The organism is Rhizobacter sp. OV335 (assembly GCF_900142965.1).
Taxonomy (GTDB): Bacteria; Pseudomonadota; Gammaproteobacteria; order Burkholderiales; family Burkholderiaceae_C; genus Rhizobacter.
In genome coordinates, this window is the sequence record NZ_FRCQ01000024.1 from 109,789 (window position 1) to 126,540 (window position 16,752).

A 16,752-nucleotide genomic window follows, 5' to 3' on the forward strand; every position below is an offset into this window, starting at 1 on the left:
TGCTGCGTGATCAGTCATCAAGCAGTATCTGCAAGATGAGATTGATCAGCGCCGGGGTCAGAGTTGGGGTCGCACTGTTGCCCGCCGTGGCAGTCGCGTTGGCGGACGTGCCGGGCGATGCGGACAAAATCGCAGAAGGCGAGGCCGCCCGCACGGCGTTCCTTTTGACACGGCTCAGAATCCAGGTGCAGGTTTGCGTATCTGCACAGCCGGTGTTGTCGGGCCAATACTCGGTCGAGGCGACCTGCGTATAGGTGTCGTCGGGCCCATTGGTCAACGTGGTGGTTACCGTCACATTGATGGGATCGCCATTTGCATTCACGGTGGCCTGCGTGGTAACTGTCGGCATCCCAATCCCTTTGAGGTCGACGCCTGTGCTCCGCGACCAAGCGGCATAAGGCCGCTTGATGACTTGGCCAGACGGACAGGACACACCATTGGCAATGGCTGCGAAATCCGCTCCTGCCACGGAAGTCTGGTCGCAGTAGATGGTCGTGGTGCTACTAAAAAGGTTGCTGGCCGAACTCGTGTTCAGTGCGCTGCGATAGACAGTGTTGGTCGAAGGCATTCCGATGTACGGAAAGTCTTGCAACATCCGGATTTCGCTGGTGCGAGGTGCACCATTCGGTGCCACGGTTTGGCGGCGCATCAAGCGGAACCCCAGGTTGTCTCGGCCGGTGGTATCGGTCTTCATCCCGCCATAGCTGTACTCGGATTTGAAGGTGCCGCCAACACCATCGTCTGTTTGCAACGTGGCGACTACGTACAACGGCGGAGTAATGTCTTGTTTGGGCAGCACCGCCACATTGGGCGTACCGCGATCGCCGACATACCGCGGCCCCAATCGGTCACCCTCCAGCAGCGAATTCGCGAGGGGCACGTAGGTCATCGATGACACCACGCCCATGTTGCTCACGCTGAGCAACGTGTCCGGTGGCACCGGATCACTCTTCACATACAGCGCATTAGGAGCCGACAGAACCAGAAACTCAGGAGTACCTCTCCCAGTGAAGTCACCGACAACGGTGACGCTGCCCAGGATGCCATCAGCTTGCCTCAAGGCCTGAAGGTTCAGTAGAGTCGACCGCGTGAAGCTTCCATCCCCGTTGCTCAACGCCAGTGTGGGCAAGTAGTCGAGACTCCAAACGATGTCTTGCTTGCCATCTCCGTTCATGTCAATTCCGACCGCACTCGATCGATATTGATTGGCAAACAAATCGCCTCCCACCGTCAGATTGAAAGCGGCGACAGGAGAGTAGAGCGCCGATGCCGTGTCCTTGACGGTGAGTTGATTCGGGCAGGCACCCGTCGTGCAGGAAGCGGATGCGCGAAGGACATCCCACTGCCCGTCACCGTTGTAGTCGAGTGGAATCGACGTCGGCCCCAGCGTGAAATAGGGGTAGTCGCTCAAGTACAGATAGTCAAAGTTTCCGTCGCCGCGAGATCGGGCAACATAGTTGAACAACGGTACCCCCCCTTGGCTGTGCTCAAGAATCGCGATATCGGGGAGGCCATCTTGGTCAAAGTCCAGGGCACTGCCTCCAAGTGCAGGTGCAGCGTTGTTGCTGTAGAGAGAGATATGAGCCAAGTTGCTGGCCAGTTCAGTGAATGCCCCCTGCCCATTGCCTTTGAATACTCGTGTGCAAACAATATTCGCACATTGATTCTGCAGGGGATCCCAGGCATTGGCGACCGGACGAATCGGCCGCATTGTGGTGATCGCATCGAGCAGGCCATCACCATCGACGTCCAGCAAATAGAATTCCCTGCCTTCACTCCACCAAGTTCCCACGCCTTGATCGGGCTTCCATGGATCGGCGGAGTTATTGGGCTGTCGATCGTGGAGGAGATCGACACCGGTGATCGCTTTGCGGTCAAACGTGCCATCGCCCTTGTTGATGAACAGCACCGTAGTCAACGGGTAGGAATTCCCGGCCGAGAAGCAGCCGGGCTGACTCGCCGAAGGGATGTCCGAGTAACGCGAAGAATTGAAGTACCTGAGAAGATCTACCAGACCGTCCCCGTTAAAGTCCTTCGCAATGACCTGAGTACAGCCGTCCTGCGAAAAGAGGAGGTCGCTGGTGATGTTGAAGTTTCCTGCCTGCGTGAATGATCCGTCCCCTGCGCTCCACCATAGCTTGTTATCTGCGGGATTCTTGGACCAACTGAGGATGTCGGTTCGCCCATCGCCGTTGAAGTCGCCGGTCACGACGCCCTTCGTACCGAATTGCTCCGTTGGATTGATTTGGGAATTCGGGCTGGTGTACAGCTGCAGCGAGCCCAGATTGAAAAATGTGTTCTTGCGGAAGGACTCACCACCTCCTGTTGAGTAGGTGAAGCCCTCCCCGGGCAGACATCTGGTACTGCTGGCATCGCCGGCACAGGTATTTATCGAAAGCAATCGCGACCGCTTGGTGACGGGGCCGATGTCGTACACGAGTTGAGCGGTGGTGACGGCTACTGCCGCTGTGTTGACTCCGAGGGCCCCGGTATTGCCGGCATTGGTGTAGGTTGTGATCGAGGCCAGCCGGCGCGCACGGACCGCCTTGGAGAATCCTCGATAGCTTTCGGTAACATCCTGCGGCGCTCCTCCGAGCCGGTCGATGTAGTTGAACACCACCTTGTTGTTGCTGTATTGAACCTCGACCAGGTTCCACTCGTGGCCCGGTGCGTAGGCCCCAACACTGCCTGCGACGACATCACGTTGCGAATACTTGAAGTCAACATGATTGCCAAAAATGTCTGCGATGCGCGACACGGCCCACGATTGCGCGTAGTGATTGGTCTGCGAAGCGGGCCAATAGGCGCCGACGGTCGCGCTGGTGTTGACGTCCGAGGTCTCCGGGTTGTTGCCGTAGTCGATGATCCGCCCGCCCTTGGTCCACACGCGGAAATACATCGGGCCCGAAGCTGCATTGCTGCCATCGGCGAATCCGTAGGCCCGAATGCGCGCATATGAGTCACGCTCGGTGCGGTACTCGCGGTAACTTCCCGCCGCCAAACCTGCTGCGTCACCCTTGCCTGCGCCTGTCACGGGGTTGCCCGAGGCATCCAGCGGTATCAGCCGTTCACCATCCAGGCACAGCTTGTCATTGGCGTTGAACAGAACACTCACGTGAACGCCGTCGGTCGCCCGCACTGCCGCGCAACGCGTCAGTGTCGACACGCCCTGCAAGGACCATCCATAGCCCACCGCTCCGTTGCTGCGATTGCCGCTGGAGTACGACAGCCCGAGTTGCGGCGCCATTCCACCGATGCCCGGCGGTACCGCGATCGTGTGTTCGTAGCTGGCGGTACCGCCGTTGGAAACGGTCACTTGCGACTGCGCCGCCGCCGCGGCGGCGAAGAACAAGGGGGCAGCACACGACATGCGCGTGAGTACCCGCTGGGCCGCGCATACAGTTGGATGACGCATGGTTGTCAGCTCGAAGGGGATGGCGCCAAAGGGCGCATTGGAGATTGGACGAGGCGGACAGAGCCTCGGGCTGGCGGAGTACTTCAGGGCAGCGCCACCGGAACGTGCGCTGCTGGTGCGGCCTATTGCGCGATCGAGACGTACCCGATGTGGCAGAAGCTCCCTTCAGTCGTCGTGAAGAGCCTCACGTTGACGCCTTGAACCTTGGCGACCAACAGCGCAGCCACATAAGTCTTGTAGTTGCTGTCAGCCTCGTTCAGAAATGCCCACGTGGTTCCACCGGTGCACATCTGCGTGCCGCCGTCCAGCACGACACGAAAGCCGTAGTTGCTTCCGCCGGTAACGTCGACGGACGTCACCTTGCCACTTGCATTTCCATCCCATGCGCGCACTGGAAAGCTCAGCGTTGTCGCGAGCAGTAGCGCAATTGACCAAAGGAATTTTGGGAATCGACGTGTCGGGAAAGCAAGCCACTCTGAATTCATGATGTTCTCCTCATCAAGCCGACTCGGTCGGCCCCTCTCTGTGTTGCGGGATTTCGGTCTGTTTGATCGCGGCGCAGGTTAGCTCACGCGATCTCCGTTGGCAAACGCTTTGTGGCGTCTGCGGCCTCCCGTCTCGTTGCAGCGAATAGACCGAAATCACGTTGTCATTGATTCGGACATGGGACTCATCGTTGTTCACAATTCCCGCAGGATAGACAGACAACGAAGGCAGATTCAACACCGCGTGATGGCCGAGGTTGATCGCTGCTCTTCTCCTATGGTGCCCACGTCAATTCACGAACCCTTCGTACGGCTCTTCTGTCGAAGATTGGAACTACGGGCAGTAGCGCGCCCGTCGAAGGGCCGTCTCAAAAAAAAAGGTGGGGCAATGTGCCCCACCCTTGATCCCATCTTCGACGTCCTCTGCAATTACATCTTCAAGCGCAGCGAGAGGTAGTACTGGCGGCCGTTCACGTAGAACGCGGTCGGCTGGTCCGGGTTGTTCGCGTAGTACTTCAGCTTCGGGTTGTTCAGGTTCATCCCGTCCAGCGTGATGGTCAGGTTGTCGCTGACCTTGTAGCCGATCGACGCCGACACGTTGTCGGTGTCATCCTGGTACTGCGCCGTGCTGCGGTCCAGGCCGTTGTAGAACTTCGAGCGGAAGCTGTAGTTCACGCGGGCGTTGAACGAGTCGTTCTCGAAGTAGCCGGAAACGTTGTAGGTGTTCTTCGACGCACCCACCAGCGGTCCACCGCCACTTTCCTTGCCATCGGCGTAGGTGTAGTTCGTGATGAAACCGAAGCCCGCACCGACGGGTTGTTGGTAGGCGAGCTCGATGCCCTTCACGCTACCGCTGCTGTTGATCGGCGAGGTGACCCTGTAGATCTCCGACGCGCCGGTCTTGATGTTCACGAACGCGGCGTCCGTCGTGCCATAGCTCACATAGTTCGTCAGGTCCATGTAGAACAGACCGGCCGACAGAAGCGCACGGGGGGCGAAGTACCACTCCAGGCTGGCGTCTACGTTGGTCGAGCGGATCGGCTCCAGATTGGGGTTGCCGCCGCTGCCGGTGTGGTTCAGGTCGTCCAGGCTCACCGAACCGCCCAACGCGCTGTAGTCTGGTCGAGCCATGGTCTTCGCGATGCCAAAGCGGCTCACCAGATCCTTCGACAGGTCATAGCGCAGGTTCAAGCTCGGAAGAACATCGGTGTAGTCATTCGCGATTTCCTTCTGATAGAACGGACCGAAGGCTGAGGTCGTGATGGCGCCAGGGACCGAGCACGCCTTGAGCACCTCGCAGTCTTGGCCCGCTGCGCCTGCCTTGATTGCGAAGTTGTTCAGGACTCGTTCGCCAGTGCGAACGATGCGCACGCCAACGTTGCCGCCCCAACCCGTCCCTTCGAACGAACCCATCACGTAGGCCGCCGAGTTTTTCTCCTTCAGCGAGAACTCACCGGCCCAGTTGCGGCGAAGAACCGGGTCGCGATTGGAGTACTTGTCGCTCCAGGCTTCGAGGATGGCGGGATCGAGTTGCCATGGATTCCTGGGGAACACGCCGCCACCCAGGCCGGACCCAAAGTTGCCCGGATACGTCGTGCCGTTCCAGGCGGGCTGGTTGGCGGCGTCGAAAGCGCCGGCGGCAGGGCCCTGGCCGGTCTGGTTGGATTCGCGCTTGTGCTCTGCAACCCGGACCCCGAACTTCAGCGTCGTGAAGATGCCTGCGTCAAGAGCGTATTCGCCATCCAGTTGCCCCCAGGTCTCCTTGTCGAGCGTTGACGCGGGGCTGGCACCGAAGACCCAGTCCAGGCCGGTGCCGGGTGCGTTGTAGTTCGACGGGTCACCGCCGATCAGGGCCGCGTCGGCAGGAGAACCCAGGCCGTGCAAGGTGTAGCTGGCGCCGGTCCCCTTGACATCGGCTTCGTAGACTGCCTGCTTCGGCGTTTCGCCCTTGCCCTTGGACGTGCCGAGCTTGCCCGAAACGGCAAATCTGTCGTTGACCTGCAGCTTGCCGTCAAGGTTGTAGAAGGTGCTGTCCGAATTGGCGCCCGGGCGATAGATCTGATCGACGATGCCCGCTTGCGCACCCGGAGCGAAGCTCGCGGACACCAGGGTATTGTTCTGAACGACATAGCCAGGCAGCGGTGCTTGGCCCGCACCGGCGTTCAGGATGTTCTTCGGCCAGACGAGGAAGTTGCGATTGAAGTTGGTCGCTTCCATGTGCGACTTGAATGCGCTGAGGTCAAGCGTCAAATCGTTCGTCGGCTTGATCTGGACGTCGATCAGTCCGCCGGTCCGCTTGCGCTCCTGTTCGAACAGCGCGGACCCGATGGCATTCGGGTACCAGACTCCAAGCAAATCCGGATTCGTGTCAGTGATCACGCCCTTCTGGATCTGCGTATACCCGAGCATTTCCTGCCCGTCGCGACGCAGGTGGCGCTTCTCCGAGAAACCCTGTACCAGCACGCCGAATGTCTTGGCATCGTTCTGCCAGTTGAACATCGCACTCAGCTGCGGATCGGTCTTCTCAGGCAGGTCGGCATACACCGCACCGACCGTGGCTTCCAGCGTCACCTGCTTCTTGAAGTCCAGCGGCTTGCGGGTCTGAATGTCGACGGTGCCGGCCACGCCGCCCTCGACCAGATCGGCACGCGAGCTCTTGTTGATGACGACGGTGTCGACCAGTTCGGACGGCAGCAGCGAGTAGCTGACGCTGCGGCCTACCGTGCCGACCTGGTTCAGCACGAACCAGTCGCCCGAGCCAACCATGTGCCCGTTGATCATCGTCTGCGTCAGGCTGGGGTTGGTCCCCCGCAGGCTCACGCGGTCAGCTTCGTCGAAGCCACCCTCGCCCGCACCGGCGGAGCTGATGTTGACACCCGGCACGCGCTGCAGCGAATCGGCCACGTTCTTGTCCGGCATCTTGCCGATGTCTTCGGACGTGATGACATCCACCACCGAGTCGGCATTGCGCTTCTTGCTCAGCGACTGCTGCAGCGAGCCACGAATGCCGGTGATCACCACCGCCTCCAGGTTCTGGGCATTCTTCCCGGGGGCCGCGGTTTCCACCGGCTTCTCGGCGACCACCGGTGCCGATGCGGCTTGCGCCGGTTGCGGTGCCGACGCGGCTGCAGCCGCCGGCGCGGCCGCGTCCTGCGCATGGGCTGCGGTCATCGCGCTCATCAGAGCAAGCGCGACCGCGGATGCGATGGGAGTCCTTTTAGCTTTCATGTCTGCCTCTGTTGCCTGGGTTAATGGGCCGCCGAAACTGATTCGGCCTGTTAGGAAACCTGGGACCTCATCTGCAGACCACCTGGGAAGTGGACTGCAGCTCCTTCCCCCGAGAACCGTGACGCTTTTGATGCCAGTTCTAGTACCAGTAAGCTACCACTAGAGGCCACTATGCTACCAATTTCACACGATTGCAATAGCGTCCGACGCCTGCAACAGCGGGGTAACCACTGATGTAAAGTGCGGTCTGGCGGCCACCCAAACTGTCATTCGTGCGGTCCTTTCGGACCTCTTGTATTGAATTGGTATGGTCGATCCCCATCTGCCCTTGAGAGATCGCCGCAACCCGGCCTGTCGGCCGGACAAAACAAAAGGGGTTTGCATGACCACATTGGCCCAGGTGCTGAAGCCGCTGGACCCGAATCACAGCCTGCCGCTGTACCAGCAGCTGCAGCGTGCGGTGCGCGAAGCCATCGAGCGCCGCGTGCTGGGGCCCGACGACGCACTGCCCTCCGAGCGCCAGCTCGCCGAGGATTTCGCGGTCTCGCGCATCACGGTGCGCCGCGCGATCGAGGGGCTGGCCGAAGAAGGCTGGCTGGTGCGCCGACAGGGGTCGGGCAACTTCGTGTCGTCGCGCGTCGAGAAGAATTTTGCGAAGCTGACCTCGTTCTCCGAGGACATGCGCGCCCGCGGCAGCCGCCCGCACAGCGTGTGGCTGAAGCGCTCGTCGGGCACGGTGATGCCCGAAGAGGCGCTGAAGCTCGCGCTGAGCCCCGGCGCGCAGGTCTACCGCTTCAACCGCCTGCGCTATGCCGACGACGCGCCGATGGCGATCGAGATCGCGACCGTGGTGGCGAGCTGCCTGCCCTCGCTCGAGGCGGTGGGCGATTCGCTGTACGCGGCGCTCGAGCAGCAGGGCAATCGCCCGGTGCGCGCGCTGCAGCGGCTGCGGGCGCTGCTGCTGAATGCCGAGCAGGCGCGGCTGCTGGAGGCGAACGTCGGCGATGCGGGCTTGCTGGTCGAACGCCTGGGCTACCTGCGCGATGGCCGGGCGATCGAACTCTCGCAGAGCTTTTACCGCGGCGACATGTACGACTTCGTCGCCGAGCTGAACGCCGGCTGAAGCCGGAAGCAGATCCGTGCGGCGTGCGTTCATGGGAATGGGCGCGGGCTGCACGGCGTGACCTCAGAAGTCGCAGGTGGAGGTGAGCGGCGGCTCGGCCGCCGGCACGGTGTCGATGGCGGTCTGCCCGGTGCGGCGCAACGCCTGCACCGCCTGCTCCACCTCGGCGGGCGTCATCACGCGGTTGCGCGCGTGGTACACCCAGTCGACATCCTCTTCATACGCACGCGCCGCCGAGACACCGGCCAGCTGGCCTGCCGGCACGAACCACTGGCTGAAGGCGATCGCCATCGGCACCACCGGGTGGTTGCGCCCGCTGTGCTCGTCGAGCTGCCGGCCGTCGAGGAAGAAGCGGCTCTTGCCGTCGGCCACCTGCATCATCAGCACGTGCCAGCCGCCGCTTGAAGGGCCCAGCGCGGCGAAGTGCTGCAGCGGCTGGTTGTACGCATCCCACGGGTCGAGACGCACCGTCTGCCAGGTCACGCCGTAGAGCCGCGTGCGCGCATCGCCCCAGCCGCCGTTGGGCAGGTACTCCCAGTCGATCTCGCTGTACTGCGGGTCGTACGCGAAGCGCAGCGGGCTCACGGTGTAGAAGGTCTGCACCAGCACGTCGCTGTCGGGCCCCTGCACCGGCGTGTCGCTGAAGCGGATGCGCGCGGCGTAGGTGCCTTCAAGGTATTTGCGCGCATGGCACAGCTGGGCCTGCGTCGTGCCGGCCGGTGTGCCGTCGGTGCGTGCGGTCAGGCGCAGCAGGCGGTTGCCGCGCTGCGCCGGGTCGTCGACCAGCGACAACGCACCGGCGCCCCAGCCTGCGCCCTCGATGCCGGGGTGACCGCGCTGGTCACGCACCGTCCAGCCGCCGGCGGCGAGCGCAGCCACGTTCGGCTGGCTGAAGTCGTCGAAGAACACGCCGGCGCCCGGCGACGATGCTGGCGCGACCGCGCACCCCGCCACCGCCAGCAACGAGCCGGCGATGACGCATGCAAGTGACAGGCGGAGGCTCTTCATCGCGTGCTCAGGCCTCCGCCACCTGCGCCGGCGCGGCGGATTCGACCGGCTTCGATTCGAGGGGCACGAAGCGCGCGAGGATCAGCACCGGCACCGCGCACGCCAGCCCCCACAGGAAGAAGTTCTGGTAGCCGAGCGCCACCTGGATGTCGCCGCTGATGGTGCGGAACAGGCTCATGCCCAGCCCCATCACGCCCGAGCCGATCGCGTAGTGCGCGGTCTGGTAGCGGCCCACCGACACCACCTGCATCAGGTACAGGATCACGCCGACGAAGCCGAAGCCGTAGCCGAACATCTCCAGGCTCAGCGCGGCGGCGATGACGGCGAAGTTCGTCGGCATCGCGGTGCTGAGGAACACGAACGCGACGCTCGGCAGGTTCATCGCGAGGATCAGCCACACCATCGCGCGCTTCAGCCCCAGCCACGCCGCGAAGTAGCCGCCGACGATGCTGCCGGCGATGAACGCGATGGTGCCGGCCGTGCCGTAGGCCCAGCCGACCTGGTCGGTCGTGAGGCCGAGCCCGCCCAGGTCGCGCGCGGCGCGCAGGAAGATCGGCCCGATGGTCTGGATCTGCCCCTCGCTCGCGCGGAACAGGATGATGAAGAGGATCGCGAGCCAGATGCCGGGCTTGCGCAGGAAGTCCTGGATCACGTGCCACAGCGTGCGGCTCACGTCGGCCGCCGAGCCGGCATCGGCCGGCACATTGCGCGTGCCGGGCAGCGCCCAGGCGTTGTAGAGCCCGAGCAGCACCATCGCCGCGGCCAGCATCAGGAAGATCACGGTCCAGGCCGCCGGCACGCCGATCGATGTCTCGAGCGAGCCAGCCAGGATCAACAAGCCCCCCGCCGACACGAAGCGCGCGACGTTGAAGAACGCGCCCTGCCAGCCCGCGTACTCGGCCTGCGCCTTGTTGTCGAGGCTTGCGATGTAGAGCCCGTCGGAGCACACGTCGTGCGTGGCCGACGCGAGCGACACCAGCGACAGCGCCGCGATCGCGATCACGAAGAACGCCGGCAGGTGCAGCGCGATCGCGGTCAGCGCGAGCCCGGCGGCACCGACCAGCTGGAACACGATCACGACCGATTTCTTGCTCGGCGCCAGCTCCAGGAACGGGCTCCACAGCCACTTGATGCCCCAGGCCAGGCTCAACACGCCGAGCCAGCGCGTGATCTGCTCGTTGGGCACCTGCATGCTGATCAGCATCTGCTGCGCGATCACGTTGACCGCGAAGAACGGCAGCCCCTGCGCGAGGTAGAGGCTCGGCACCCAGCGGATCGGCGAAGCCTTCGTGGCGGTGGACATGCGGGAGGACTCCAGGAACTTCGGTGACGATCAGCGACGGGTGTCCAGCCGCACCGGCGAGCGCCCGGGTGCGGTGGTGCGGCGTTCCAGCCAGTCGCGCAATGCGACCAGCGCCCCGGTGGCATAGCCCCAGGTGATGACGGCCGGCGCCGGAATGTCCAGCGCCTGGTACGGGTTCCACAGCACGACGTGCAGGTCGGCGCGCCAGGCTTTCGCACGCGCGTCGTAGCGGTCGCGGTGGTTCGAGACGATGACGTTCAGGCGCCCGTCGCGCGGGATCGTCGACCAGTCGAGCTCGGCCAGCGCGTCGAGCTCGACCATGTCGACGCTCGCGAAGCCACCGAACAGGTCGGCCACCTGCACGCCCGGCAGGCCGGCTTCCGACACGCCGTCGCTCGGCACCGCGCGCTGCGTGAACACGCGCAGCCGGTGGTCGCGGCGCAGCACCGGCGGCGTGCCGCGCGTCGTCAGGCCTGCCGCCCAGGCGCGGTGCATCAGGTCGTCGTCGCGCTCGTGCTGCGCCGGCGTGTAGTCCTTGTGGCGCACCGGGTAGCGGGCCGCCAGCTTGTCGAGCCGCGCGTTCGCGGTGTGCAGCTGCGCGGCGCTCAGGTCGCCGCTCGCCTGCGCGCGCTGGATCGCGCGGATCGCGGCCAGTTGCTCCTCTTGCGAGCCGAGCGCCATCACCATGTCGGCACCGGCCTGCAGCGCGAGCACCGCGGCGCGGTCGTGGCCGTAGCGGTCGTGGATGGCCTTCATCACCAGCGAGTCGGTGATCACGACGCCGTCGTAGCCCCAGCTCTCGCGCAGCAGCGTGCCCAGCACGCGGCGCGACAGCGTGGCCGGGTGCTCGGCATCGAGCTGCGGGTAGACGATGTGCGCCGTCATCATCGCCGGCGCCTCGCCGCGCAGCGCGCGGAACGGCACGAACTCCAGTGCCTCCAGCTGCGACAGCGACTTGTTCACCTCGGGCAGGTCGCGGTGCGAGTCGACGTGCGTGTCGCCATGCCCCGGAAAGTGCTTCACGCAGCAGGCCACGCCCTCGCGCAGCGAGCCGCGCATCCACGCACCGGCCAGCTTGGTCACCGCCAGCGGGTCTTCCGAGAAGCTGCGCTCGGCGATCACCGGGTTGGCCGGGTTGTTGTTCACGTCGAGCACCGGCGCGAAGTTCCAGTTGATGCCCAGGCTCGCCAGGCCGCGCGCGACGGCTGCGCCGACCTCCTCGGCCATCGCCTCGTCGGCCGCGGCGCCCAGCGCCATCGCGGCCGGCGCCTGCGGCAGGAAGGTCGAGCGCACCACCGAGCCGCCTTCCTGGTCGATGCCGATCAGCGCATGCGCGCCCATCACGTCGCGCAGGTCGGAGGTGAGCCGGCGCACCTCGGCCTCGGTGCCGAGGTTCCAGCGGAACAGGCAGATGGCGCGGATGTGGTGCTCGCGCAGGAATGAAGCGGTCGATCCATCCAGGTTCTTGCCCGGGATGTTGACCATCACCAACTGCCCTGGATGGAACACCGTGCTCATTGCGTCCTCGTCACCTTGGCCAGGAACTTCGGTTTGTCGGGATCGAAGCCGCGCGCACGCGCCAGCGCCTCGACCATCGGATAGAAGCTCTGCACGACCGAGATCGGATCGAGCTCGATCGACGCGGTCTCGACGATCGGCAGGTTCGCGTGCGGCGTGCCGCCGGGCGCCGCCAGCAGCACCTTGGCGCCGCGCGCGCGCATCTCGTCGGCGAGCGCCAGCAGGCCGGCTTGCGCCGGGCCGCGCGGCGCGAAGATCAGCAGCGGATAGCCTTCGTCGATCAGCGCCATCGGGCCGTGCTTGACCTCGGCGCCCGAGAACGCCTCGGCCTGGATCGCGCAGGTCTCCTTGAACTTCAGCGCCGCTTCCAGCGCGACCGGCAGGCCGGTGCCGCGGCCGATCACGAACAGCTTGTCCGCGCCGACCAGCGCATCGACCGCCGGCGTCCAGTCGGCATGCGCGGCGCGCGACAGCACGCCCGGCAGCGCCGACAGCGCGGCCTGCAGCACCAGGTCGTCCTGCCAGGCCGCCACCGTGCGCGCGCCGGCCACCATCTGCGTGATGAAGCTCTTGGTCGCCGCGACGCTGGTCTCGGCACCGGCATGCAGCGGGAACACCCACTGCGAGGCCTTCGCGAGCGGCGACTCCGGATCGTTGACGAAGGCCGCGGTGCAGGCGCCACCATCGGTGAAGTAGCGCATCGGCGCGACCAGGTCCGGGCTCTGCCCCGATTGCGAGAACGCCATCGCGGCCAGCCCGTCGCACTGGATCTGCGACTGGTACAGCGTGATCAGCGACATCGGCAGCGAGGTCACCAGCCGGCCCATGCGCGCCATGATCAGGTAGGCCATGAAATGCGCCGCATGGTCGGAGCTGCCGCGCGCGACGGTCAGCACCGAGCCCGGCGGCTTGCTGCGCAGCAGCGCACCGAAGTCGCTGTAGGCCTGGTCGTTCTCGGCCAGTTGCCGTGCGACGGCAGAGGGGGCTTCGCGGGCCTCAGCCAGCATGCGCGAGTTCAATCGAGCTTCCTTCAACATAGACGTCCGAAACAGTGAGGTCGCGGTCGAGCACGACGGCATCGGCCCAGGCGCCGGCGGACAGGCGTCCGCGGTCCGAGGCGCCGAGGTAGTCGGCCGCATGGGTGGAGACGCGGCGCGAGGCGTCGATCAGGTCCATGTCCAGCTCGTTGACCAGGTTGCGCAGCGCCTGGTCCATGGTGAGGGTCGATCCGGCCAGCGTGCCGTCGGCCAGCCGCACGCCGCCGAGGCACTTGGTGACCTTGTGGCGGCCGAGCCGGTAGTCGCCGTCGGGCATGCCGGCGGCGGCGGTCGAATCGGTGACGCAGTAGAGGTGCGGGATGGCGCGCAGCGCGACGCGGATCGCGCCCTTGTGCGCATGCAGCAGGTCCGGAATGATCTCGGCGTACTTGGCGTGCGCGAGCGCCGCGCCGACCATGCCGGGCTCGCGGTGGTGGAGCCCGCTCATCGCGTTGAACAAATGCGTGAAGCCGCCGGCACCGCGCTTGAGCGCCTCGACGCCGTCTTCGTAGCTGCCCAGCGTGTGGCCCAGCTGCACGCGGAAGCCCGCGGCGCACAGCGACTCGATCAGGTCCATGTTGCCGGCGATCTCGGGCGCCAGCGTGATCAGCCGGATCGGCGCCAGCTCGTTCAGCCGCGCCAGCTCGGCGGTCTGCACCGGCCGCGCGAAGTTCGGCTGCGCGCCGAGCTTGCCGCCGTTGATGTACGGGCCCTCGAGGTGCACGCCCAGCACGCGCGCGCCCTTCGGGCTGCGGCTCGCGCACACCGACTTGAGGCCGGCGAAGGCGACCTCGAGGTCGCTCATCGGCGCGGTCATCGTCGTCGCGAGCAGCGCGGTGGTGCCGTGGCGCGCATGCAGCTCGGACACGCGGGCGGCCGAATCGCCGCCTTCCATGATGTCGTGCCCGCCACCGCCGTGCACGTGCAGGTCGATGAAGCCGGGCAGCACGATCGGGGCAGCGCTGTCGCGCACCTTGCGCACGTCGATCGGCGTGCCCTCGATGCGCGCGATGCGGCCGTCGGCGCCGAACTCGATGCGGCCGTTCACGAAACCTTGCGGGGTGAGGACCTTGCCTTCAAGGTGGGTGCTCATGCTTCTCTTCTCATTTCGGCCACGAAGTCGTAGTAGTCGCTTCGGCAATAGGAATGGGTCAGCTCGACCGCCTGGCCGGATTCCAGGTAGCCGATCCGGGTGATGAACAGCACCGCCTGCCCGACCGGCACGCCGAGCTGCTCGGCCAGCCGCGGCTGCGCATTCAGCGCGCGGATGTGCTGCAGCGCGCGCACCGGCGCCTGGCGCGTGCTGGTCAGGTATTCGTACAGCGAGCCGTTGACCAGCTCGGGCTGCGGCAGCACGCTTTGCGGCAGCACGCTGACTTCGTAGGCCATCACGACCTCGTCGGCCAGGCGCAGCCGCTCGAGCCGCGCGACGCGCGCGCCGGGCGACAGGCCCAGGCTCAGCTGCTCGTCGGGCACGGCCGCGGTGATGCTGCGTTCGAGCCATTGCGAGCTCGGCGTGTAGCCGCGCTGGTGCAGTTCTTCGGAGAAGCTCGTCAGGCGCGACAGCGGCTGCTCGATGCGCGGCGCGATGTAGTTGCCCGAGCCGCGGCGGCGCACGATCAGGCCTTGCTCGACCAGCTGGTCGATGGCCTTGCGCGCGGTCACGCGCGACACGTCGAGCGACTCCGACAGCACGCGCTCGGACGGCAGCGCCTCGTCGGCCTGGTAGCGGCCGTCGCGGATCGCCTGCCCCAGCTTGCGGGCCAGCTGCACGTACAGCGGCGAGCTGTCGCGCGCGTCGGGCTTGAAATCGAACAAGGGTTTCTTCATCGGTCGGTCTCGACCTCGCGTCGGATCAGGGTCAACGCGCCGGCGGCCGGGCCGTCGGCGACGGCCACGCAACGCGCGAGCAGCGCAGGGGACAGGCGGGGCGACAGGCGCTGGCCGACGCTGCCGAGCACCGCGAGCGGGAGTTCGCCGGCGGGGTCGAGCGCGCGGGCGATGGCGTCGAGTTCGGCCACAGCGCGGGCGAGCAGTTGCGCGGACGCCGGGTCGCTGTCTTCGGTGTCGAACACGGCCGGCGCGAGTTGCGCATAGGCGAACTGGCCGGCGCGGCCGCACCAGGCCTGCAAGGTCTCGGCGTCTTCGCCGCATTGGGCCCAGACGCGGCGCGCCAGCGCACCGGCCGGCAGGCGGCCGTCCATCGCGCACTGCGCGATGCGCATCGCGCGCAGGCCGAGCCAGGCGCCGCTGCCTTCGTCGCCGACCGGGAAGCCCCAGCCGCCGACGCTGGCGCGTGTGCCGTCGGCACGCCACACCTCGCCGATGCTGCCGGTGCCGGCGGCGAGCAGCGCGCCGGGGCGGCCTTCATGGGCGCCGACGAGCATCGCGAAGCCGTCGGTCTCGCCGAGCAGCGTTGCATAGCCAGGGTTCTGCGCCAGGAAGGCATCGCGCCACGGCGCATTGCTCATGCCGGACAGGCCGGCGCCGAGCGCGCACTGCGCGAGGGCCGGCCGCGCGACGGCGGCGGCATCGAAGGCGCGGGCGATCGCGAGTTCGATCTGCTGCCACGCCGGCTCGATGCCCTGGCCCAGCGCCGACGGCCCGGCTTCGCCCTGCCCCAGCACCGGCCCGGCACGGCGCGCGACGAGGGCCCGGGTGCCGGTGCCTCCTCCATCCACGCCGATCAGGTATTCGATCATCGACTGCTCTCTGGCACGTTGTTCATGGACGGGCATTGGTGCCCGCGATGAAACCAGTTTAGTACCAGCAATACCAAATAGTCAATTGGTATTAGAGTTGTCTTAGGGTGGTGATTTCCCGTTTGAATTCAACTGCTTACAAGCGTTTGCAGGATGGCGCGTGGTGCGCACCAAGTCGGGAGGATCGCCCCGTTGCAGGGCGATCGGGCTTCACGATACCAGTTCAGTCCGGATTGGCAAGCGCGCCAATCCGGGCTGCTTCTACTTCTTGCGCGCGAACAAGGCCCACAGCCGCGCGAGGTCGGCCGTGCCGTCATTGCCCTGCACGGTCCGGAAGGTCGCGGCCGACTTCGCGTGGTCGCCGGCCACCAGCTGCGCGATCGCCAGGTGCAGCTTCGCGTCATCCGGCCGCTTCGTGCCCTTCGCGATGCCCTGCTGCATCAGCTCCAGCCCCGGCTTGGCCTGGCCGCCGTAGACCTGGTCCAGCCCGATCGCCAGCAACTCGCCGCCGTCCTTGGCCGCCTTCGCCTCGGTCAGCGCCTGCGCCTGCCCGGCCTTCGCCTCGGCCAGCCGCTTGGCCACCAGGTCCTTCAGCCGCTTGTGCCGCTCGGCCTCCGGGCCCACGCCCAGCACGCCCGCCGCGAACCCCTTGTCCATCGCCTGCTGCGCCTCGTTCAGGCTGCCCGCCTGCACCGCCAGCTGCACCATCTCCATGTAGTCGGCCGCCGCGCTCGTCGCACCCGTCGCCAGACTCAGCCGGTAGGTGTCCAGCGCCAGCCGGTCGCTGAAGTTCGGCTTGCGCTGCAGCCGCCCCAGCAGGTCCGTCCAGTACTGCTTCTGCGGGTAGTACGTCACCAGCTTCTCGACCGCCCACACGTACGCGTTGGTGTCGTTCATGCGCTGCGTCGCATTCGCCAGCAGCTTCAGCCGGTC

The 16,752-nt window shown here is 65.7% G+C and carries 11 protein-coding genes and 1 pseudogene; 1 reads left to right on the forward strand and 11 read right to left on the reverse strand.

Annotated elements, in window-relative coordinates; translation table 11 throughout:
• Positions 1 to 10: 10 nt before the first annotated feature.
• From BUE42_RS22750 to BUE42_RS22760, 3 genes are all read right to left on the reverse strand, one after another.
• Positions 11 to 3,415 carry an FG-GAP-like repeat-containing protein gene (locus BUE42_RS22750; protein ID WP_083614427.1) on the reverse strand — a complete coding sequence of 1,135 codons (3,405 nt, stop codon included), beginning with the start codon at positions 3,413 to 3,415 and terminating at the stop codon, positions 11 to 13.
• A gap of 122 nt (positions 3,416 to 3,537) precedes the next feature.
• Positions 3,538 to 3,900, reverse strand: coding sequence for a hypothetical protein (locus BUE42_RS22755; RefSeq protein WP_073467572.1), 363 nt, complete (start codon positions 3,898 to 3,900; stop codon positions 3,538 to 3,540).
• 429 nt (positions 3,901 to 4,329) lie between these two features.
• Positions 4,330 to 7,080, reverse strand: coding sequence for a TonB-dependent receptor (locus BUE42_RS22760; RefSeq protein WP_235002541.1), 2,751 nt, complete (start codon positions 7,078 to 7,080; stop codon positions 4,330 to 4,332).
• 430 nt (positions 7,081 to 7,510) lie between these two features.
• Here BUE42_RS22760 and BUE42_RS22765 point away from each other — a divergent pair, with 430 nt between their 5' ends.
• Positions 7,511 to 8,251, forward strand: a complete 741-nt coding sequence (locus tag BUE42_RS22765; protein WP_073467574.1) for a GntR family transcriptional regulator — start codon at positions 7,511 to 7,513, stop codon at positions 8,249 to 8,251.
• 63 nt (positions 8,252 to 8,314) lie between these two features.
• On the opposite strand, the gene BUE42_RS22770 is transcribed toward BUE42_RS22765, so the two are convergent.
• From BUE42_RS22770 to BUE42_RS22805, 8 genes and pseudogenes are all read right to left on the reverse strand, one after another.
• Positions 8,315 to 9,259 carry a glycoside hydrolase family 16 protein gene (locus BUE42_RS22770; protein WP_073467575.1) on the reverse strand — a complete coding sequence of 315 codons (945 nt, stop codon included), beginning with the start codon at positions 9,257 to 9,259 and terminating at the stop codon, positions 8,315 to 8,317.
• A 7-nt stretch (positions 9,260 to 9,266) separates the two neighbouring features.
• On the reverse strand, positions 9,267 to 10,562 hold the full coding sequence (locus BUE42_RS22775; protein WP_073467576.1) for an MFS transporter: 1,296 nt from the start codon (positions 10,560 to 10,562) through the stop codon (positions 9,267 to 9,269).
• A 30-nt stretch (positions 10,563 to 10,592) separates the two neighbouring features.
• Positions 10,593 to 12,080: a beta-N-acetylhexosaminidase gene (nagZ, locus tag BUE42_RS22780; protein ID WP_073467577.1), complete on the reverse strand. Its 1,488-nt coding sequence runs from the start codon at positions 12,078 to 12,080 to the stop codon at positions 10,593 to 10,595.
• A complete protein-coding gene (locus BUE42_RS22785; RefSeq protein WP_073467578.1) occupies positions 12,077 to 13,087 on the reverse strand; it encodes an SIS domain-containing protein in 1,011 nt (336 codons plus the stop codon). The genes nagZ and BUE42_RS22785 overlap by 4 nt, the downstream gene beginning before the upstream one ends.
• The gene (gene nagA, locus BUE42_RS22790; RefSeq protein ID WP_073467579.1) at positions 13,077 to 14,210 is read right to left on the reverse strand and encodes an N-acetylglucosamine-6-phosphate deacetylase; all 1,134 of its coding nucleotides are present in this window, start codon (positions 14,208 to 14,210) and stop codon (positions 13,077 to 13,079) included. The genes BUE42_RS22785 and nagA overlap by 11 nt, the downstream gene beginning before the upstream one ends.
• On the reverse strand, positions 14,207 to 14,947 hold the full coding sequence (locus tag BUE42_RS22795) for a GntR family transcriptional regulator (protein WP_073467580.1): 741 nt from the start codon (positions 14,945 to 14,947) through the stop codon (positions 14,207 to 14,209). The genes nagA and BUE42_RS22795 overlap by 4 nt, the downstream gene beginning before the upstream one ends.
• Positions 14,944 to 15,819 carry a glucosamine kinase nucleotide-binding domain-containing protein gene (locus BUE42_RS22800; protein ID WP_073467581.1) on the reverse strand — a complete coding sequence of 292 codons (876 nt, stop codon included), beginning with the start codon at positions 15,817 to 15,819 and terminating at the stop codon, positions 14,944 to 14,946. Before BUE42_RS22800 ends, BUE42_RS22795 begins: the two co-directional genes overlap by 4 nt.
• Before the next feature lie 261 nt (positions 15,820 to 16,080).
• Positions 16,081 to 16,752 (reverse strand): annotated as a pseudogene (locus BUE42_RS22805) (hypothetical protein); the annotation flags it as partial.

Excerpts from the sequence above, each read along its gene's own strand:
- BUE42_RS22760 (WP_235002541.1), bottom strand. The coding sequence starts at position 7,080 with ATGAGCGCGATGACCGCAGCCCATGCGCAGGACGCGGCCGCGCCGGCG.
- BUE42_RS22750 (WP_083614427.1), bottom strand. The coding sequence starts at position 3,415 with ATGCGTCATCCAACTGTATGCGCGGCCCAGCGGGTACTCACGCGCATG.
- BUE42_RS22785 (WP_073467578.1), bottom strand. The coding sequence starts at position 13,087 with ATGCTGGCTGAGGCCCGCGAAGCCCCCTCTGCCGTCGCACGGCAACTG.
- BUE42_RS22770 (WP_073467575.1), bottom strand. The coding sequence starts at position 9,259 with ATGAAGAGCCTCCGCCTGTCACTTGCATGCGTCATCGCCGGCTCGTTG.
- BUE42_RS22755 (WP_073467572.1), bottom strand. The coding sequence starts at position 3,900 with ATGAATTCAGAGTGGCTTGCTTTCCCGACACGTCGATTCCCAAAATTC.
- nagZ (WP_073467577.1), bottom strand. The coding sequence starts at position 12,080 with ATGAGCACGGTGTTCCATCCAGGGCAGTTGGTGATGGTCAACATCCCG.
- BUE42_RS22800 (WP_073467581.1), bottom strand. The coding sequence starts at position 15,819 with ATGATCGAATACCTGATCGGCGTGGATGGAGGAGGCACCGGCACCCGG.
- nagA (WP_073467579.1), bottom strand. The coding sequence starts at position 14,210 with ATGAGCACCCACCTTGAAGGCAAGGTCCTCACCCCGCAAGGTTTCGTG.
- BUE42_RS22775 (WP_073467576.1), bottom strand. The coding sequence starts at position 10,562 with ATGTCCACCGCCACGAAGGCTTCGCCGATCCGCTGGGTGCCGAGCCTC.
- BUE42_RS22795 (WP_073467580.1), bottom strand. The coding sequence starts at position 14,947 with ATGAAGAAACCCTTGTTCGATTTCAAGCCCGACGCGCGCGACAGCTCG.
- BUE42_RS22765 (WP_073467574.1), top strand. The coding sequence starts at position 7,511 with ATGACCACATTGGCCCAGGTGCTGAAGCCGCTGGACCCGAATCACAGC.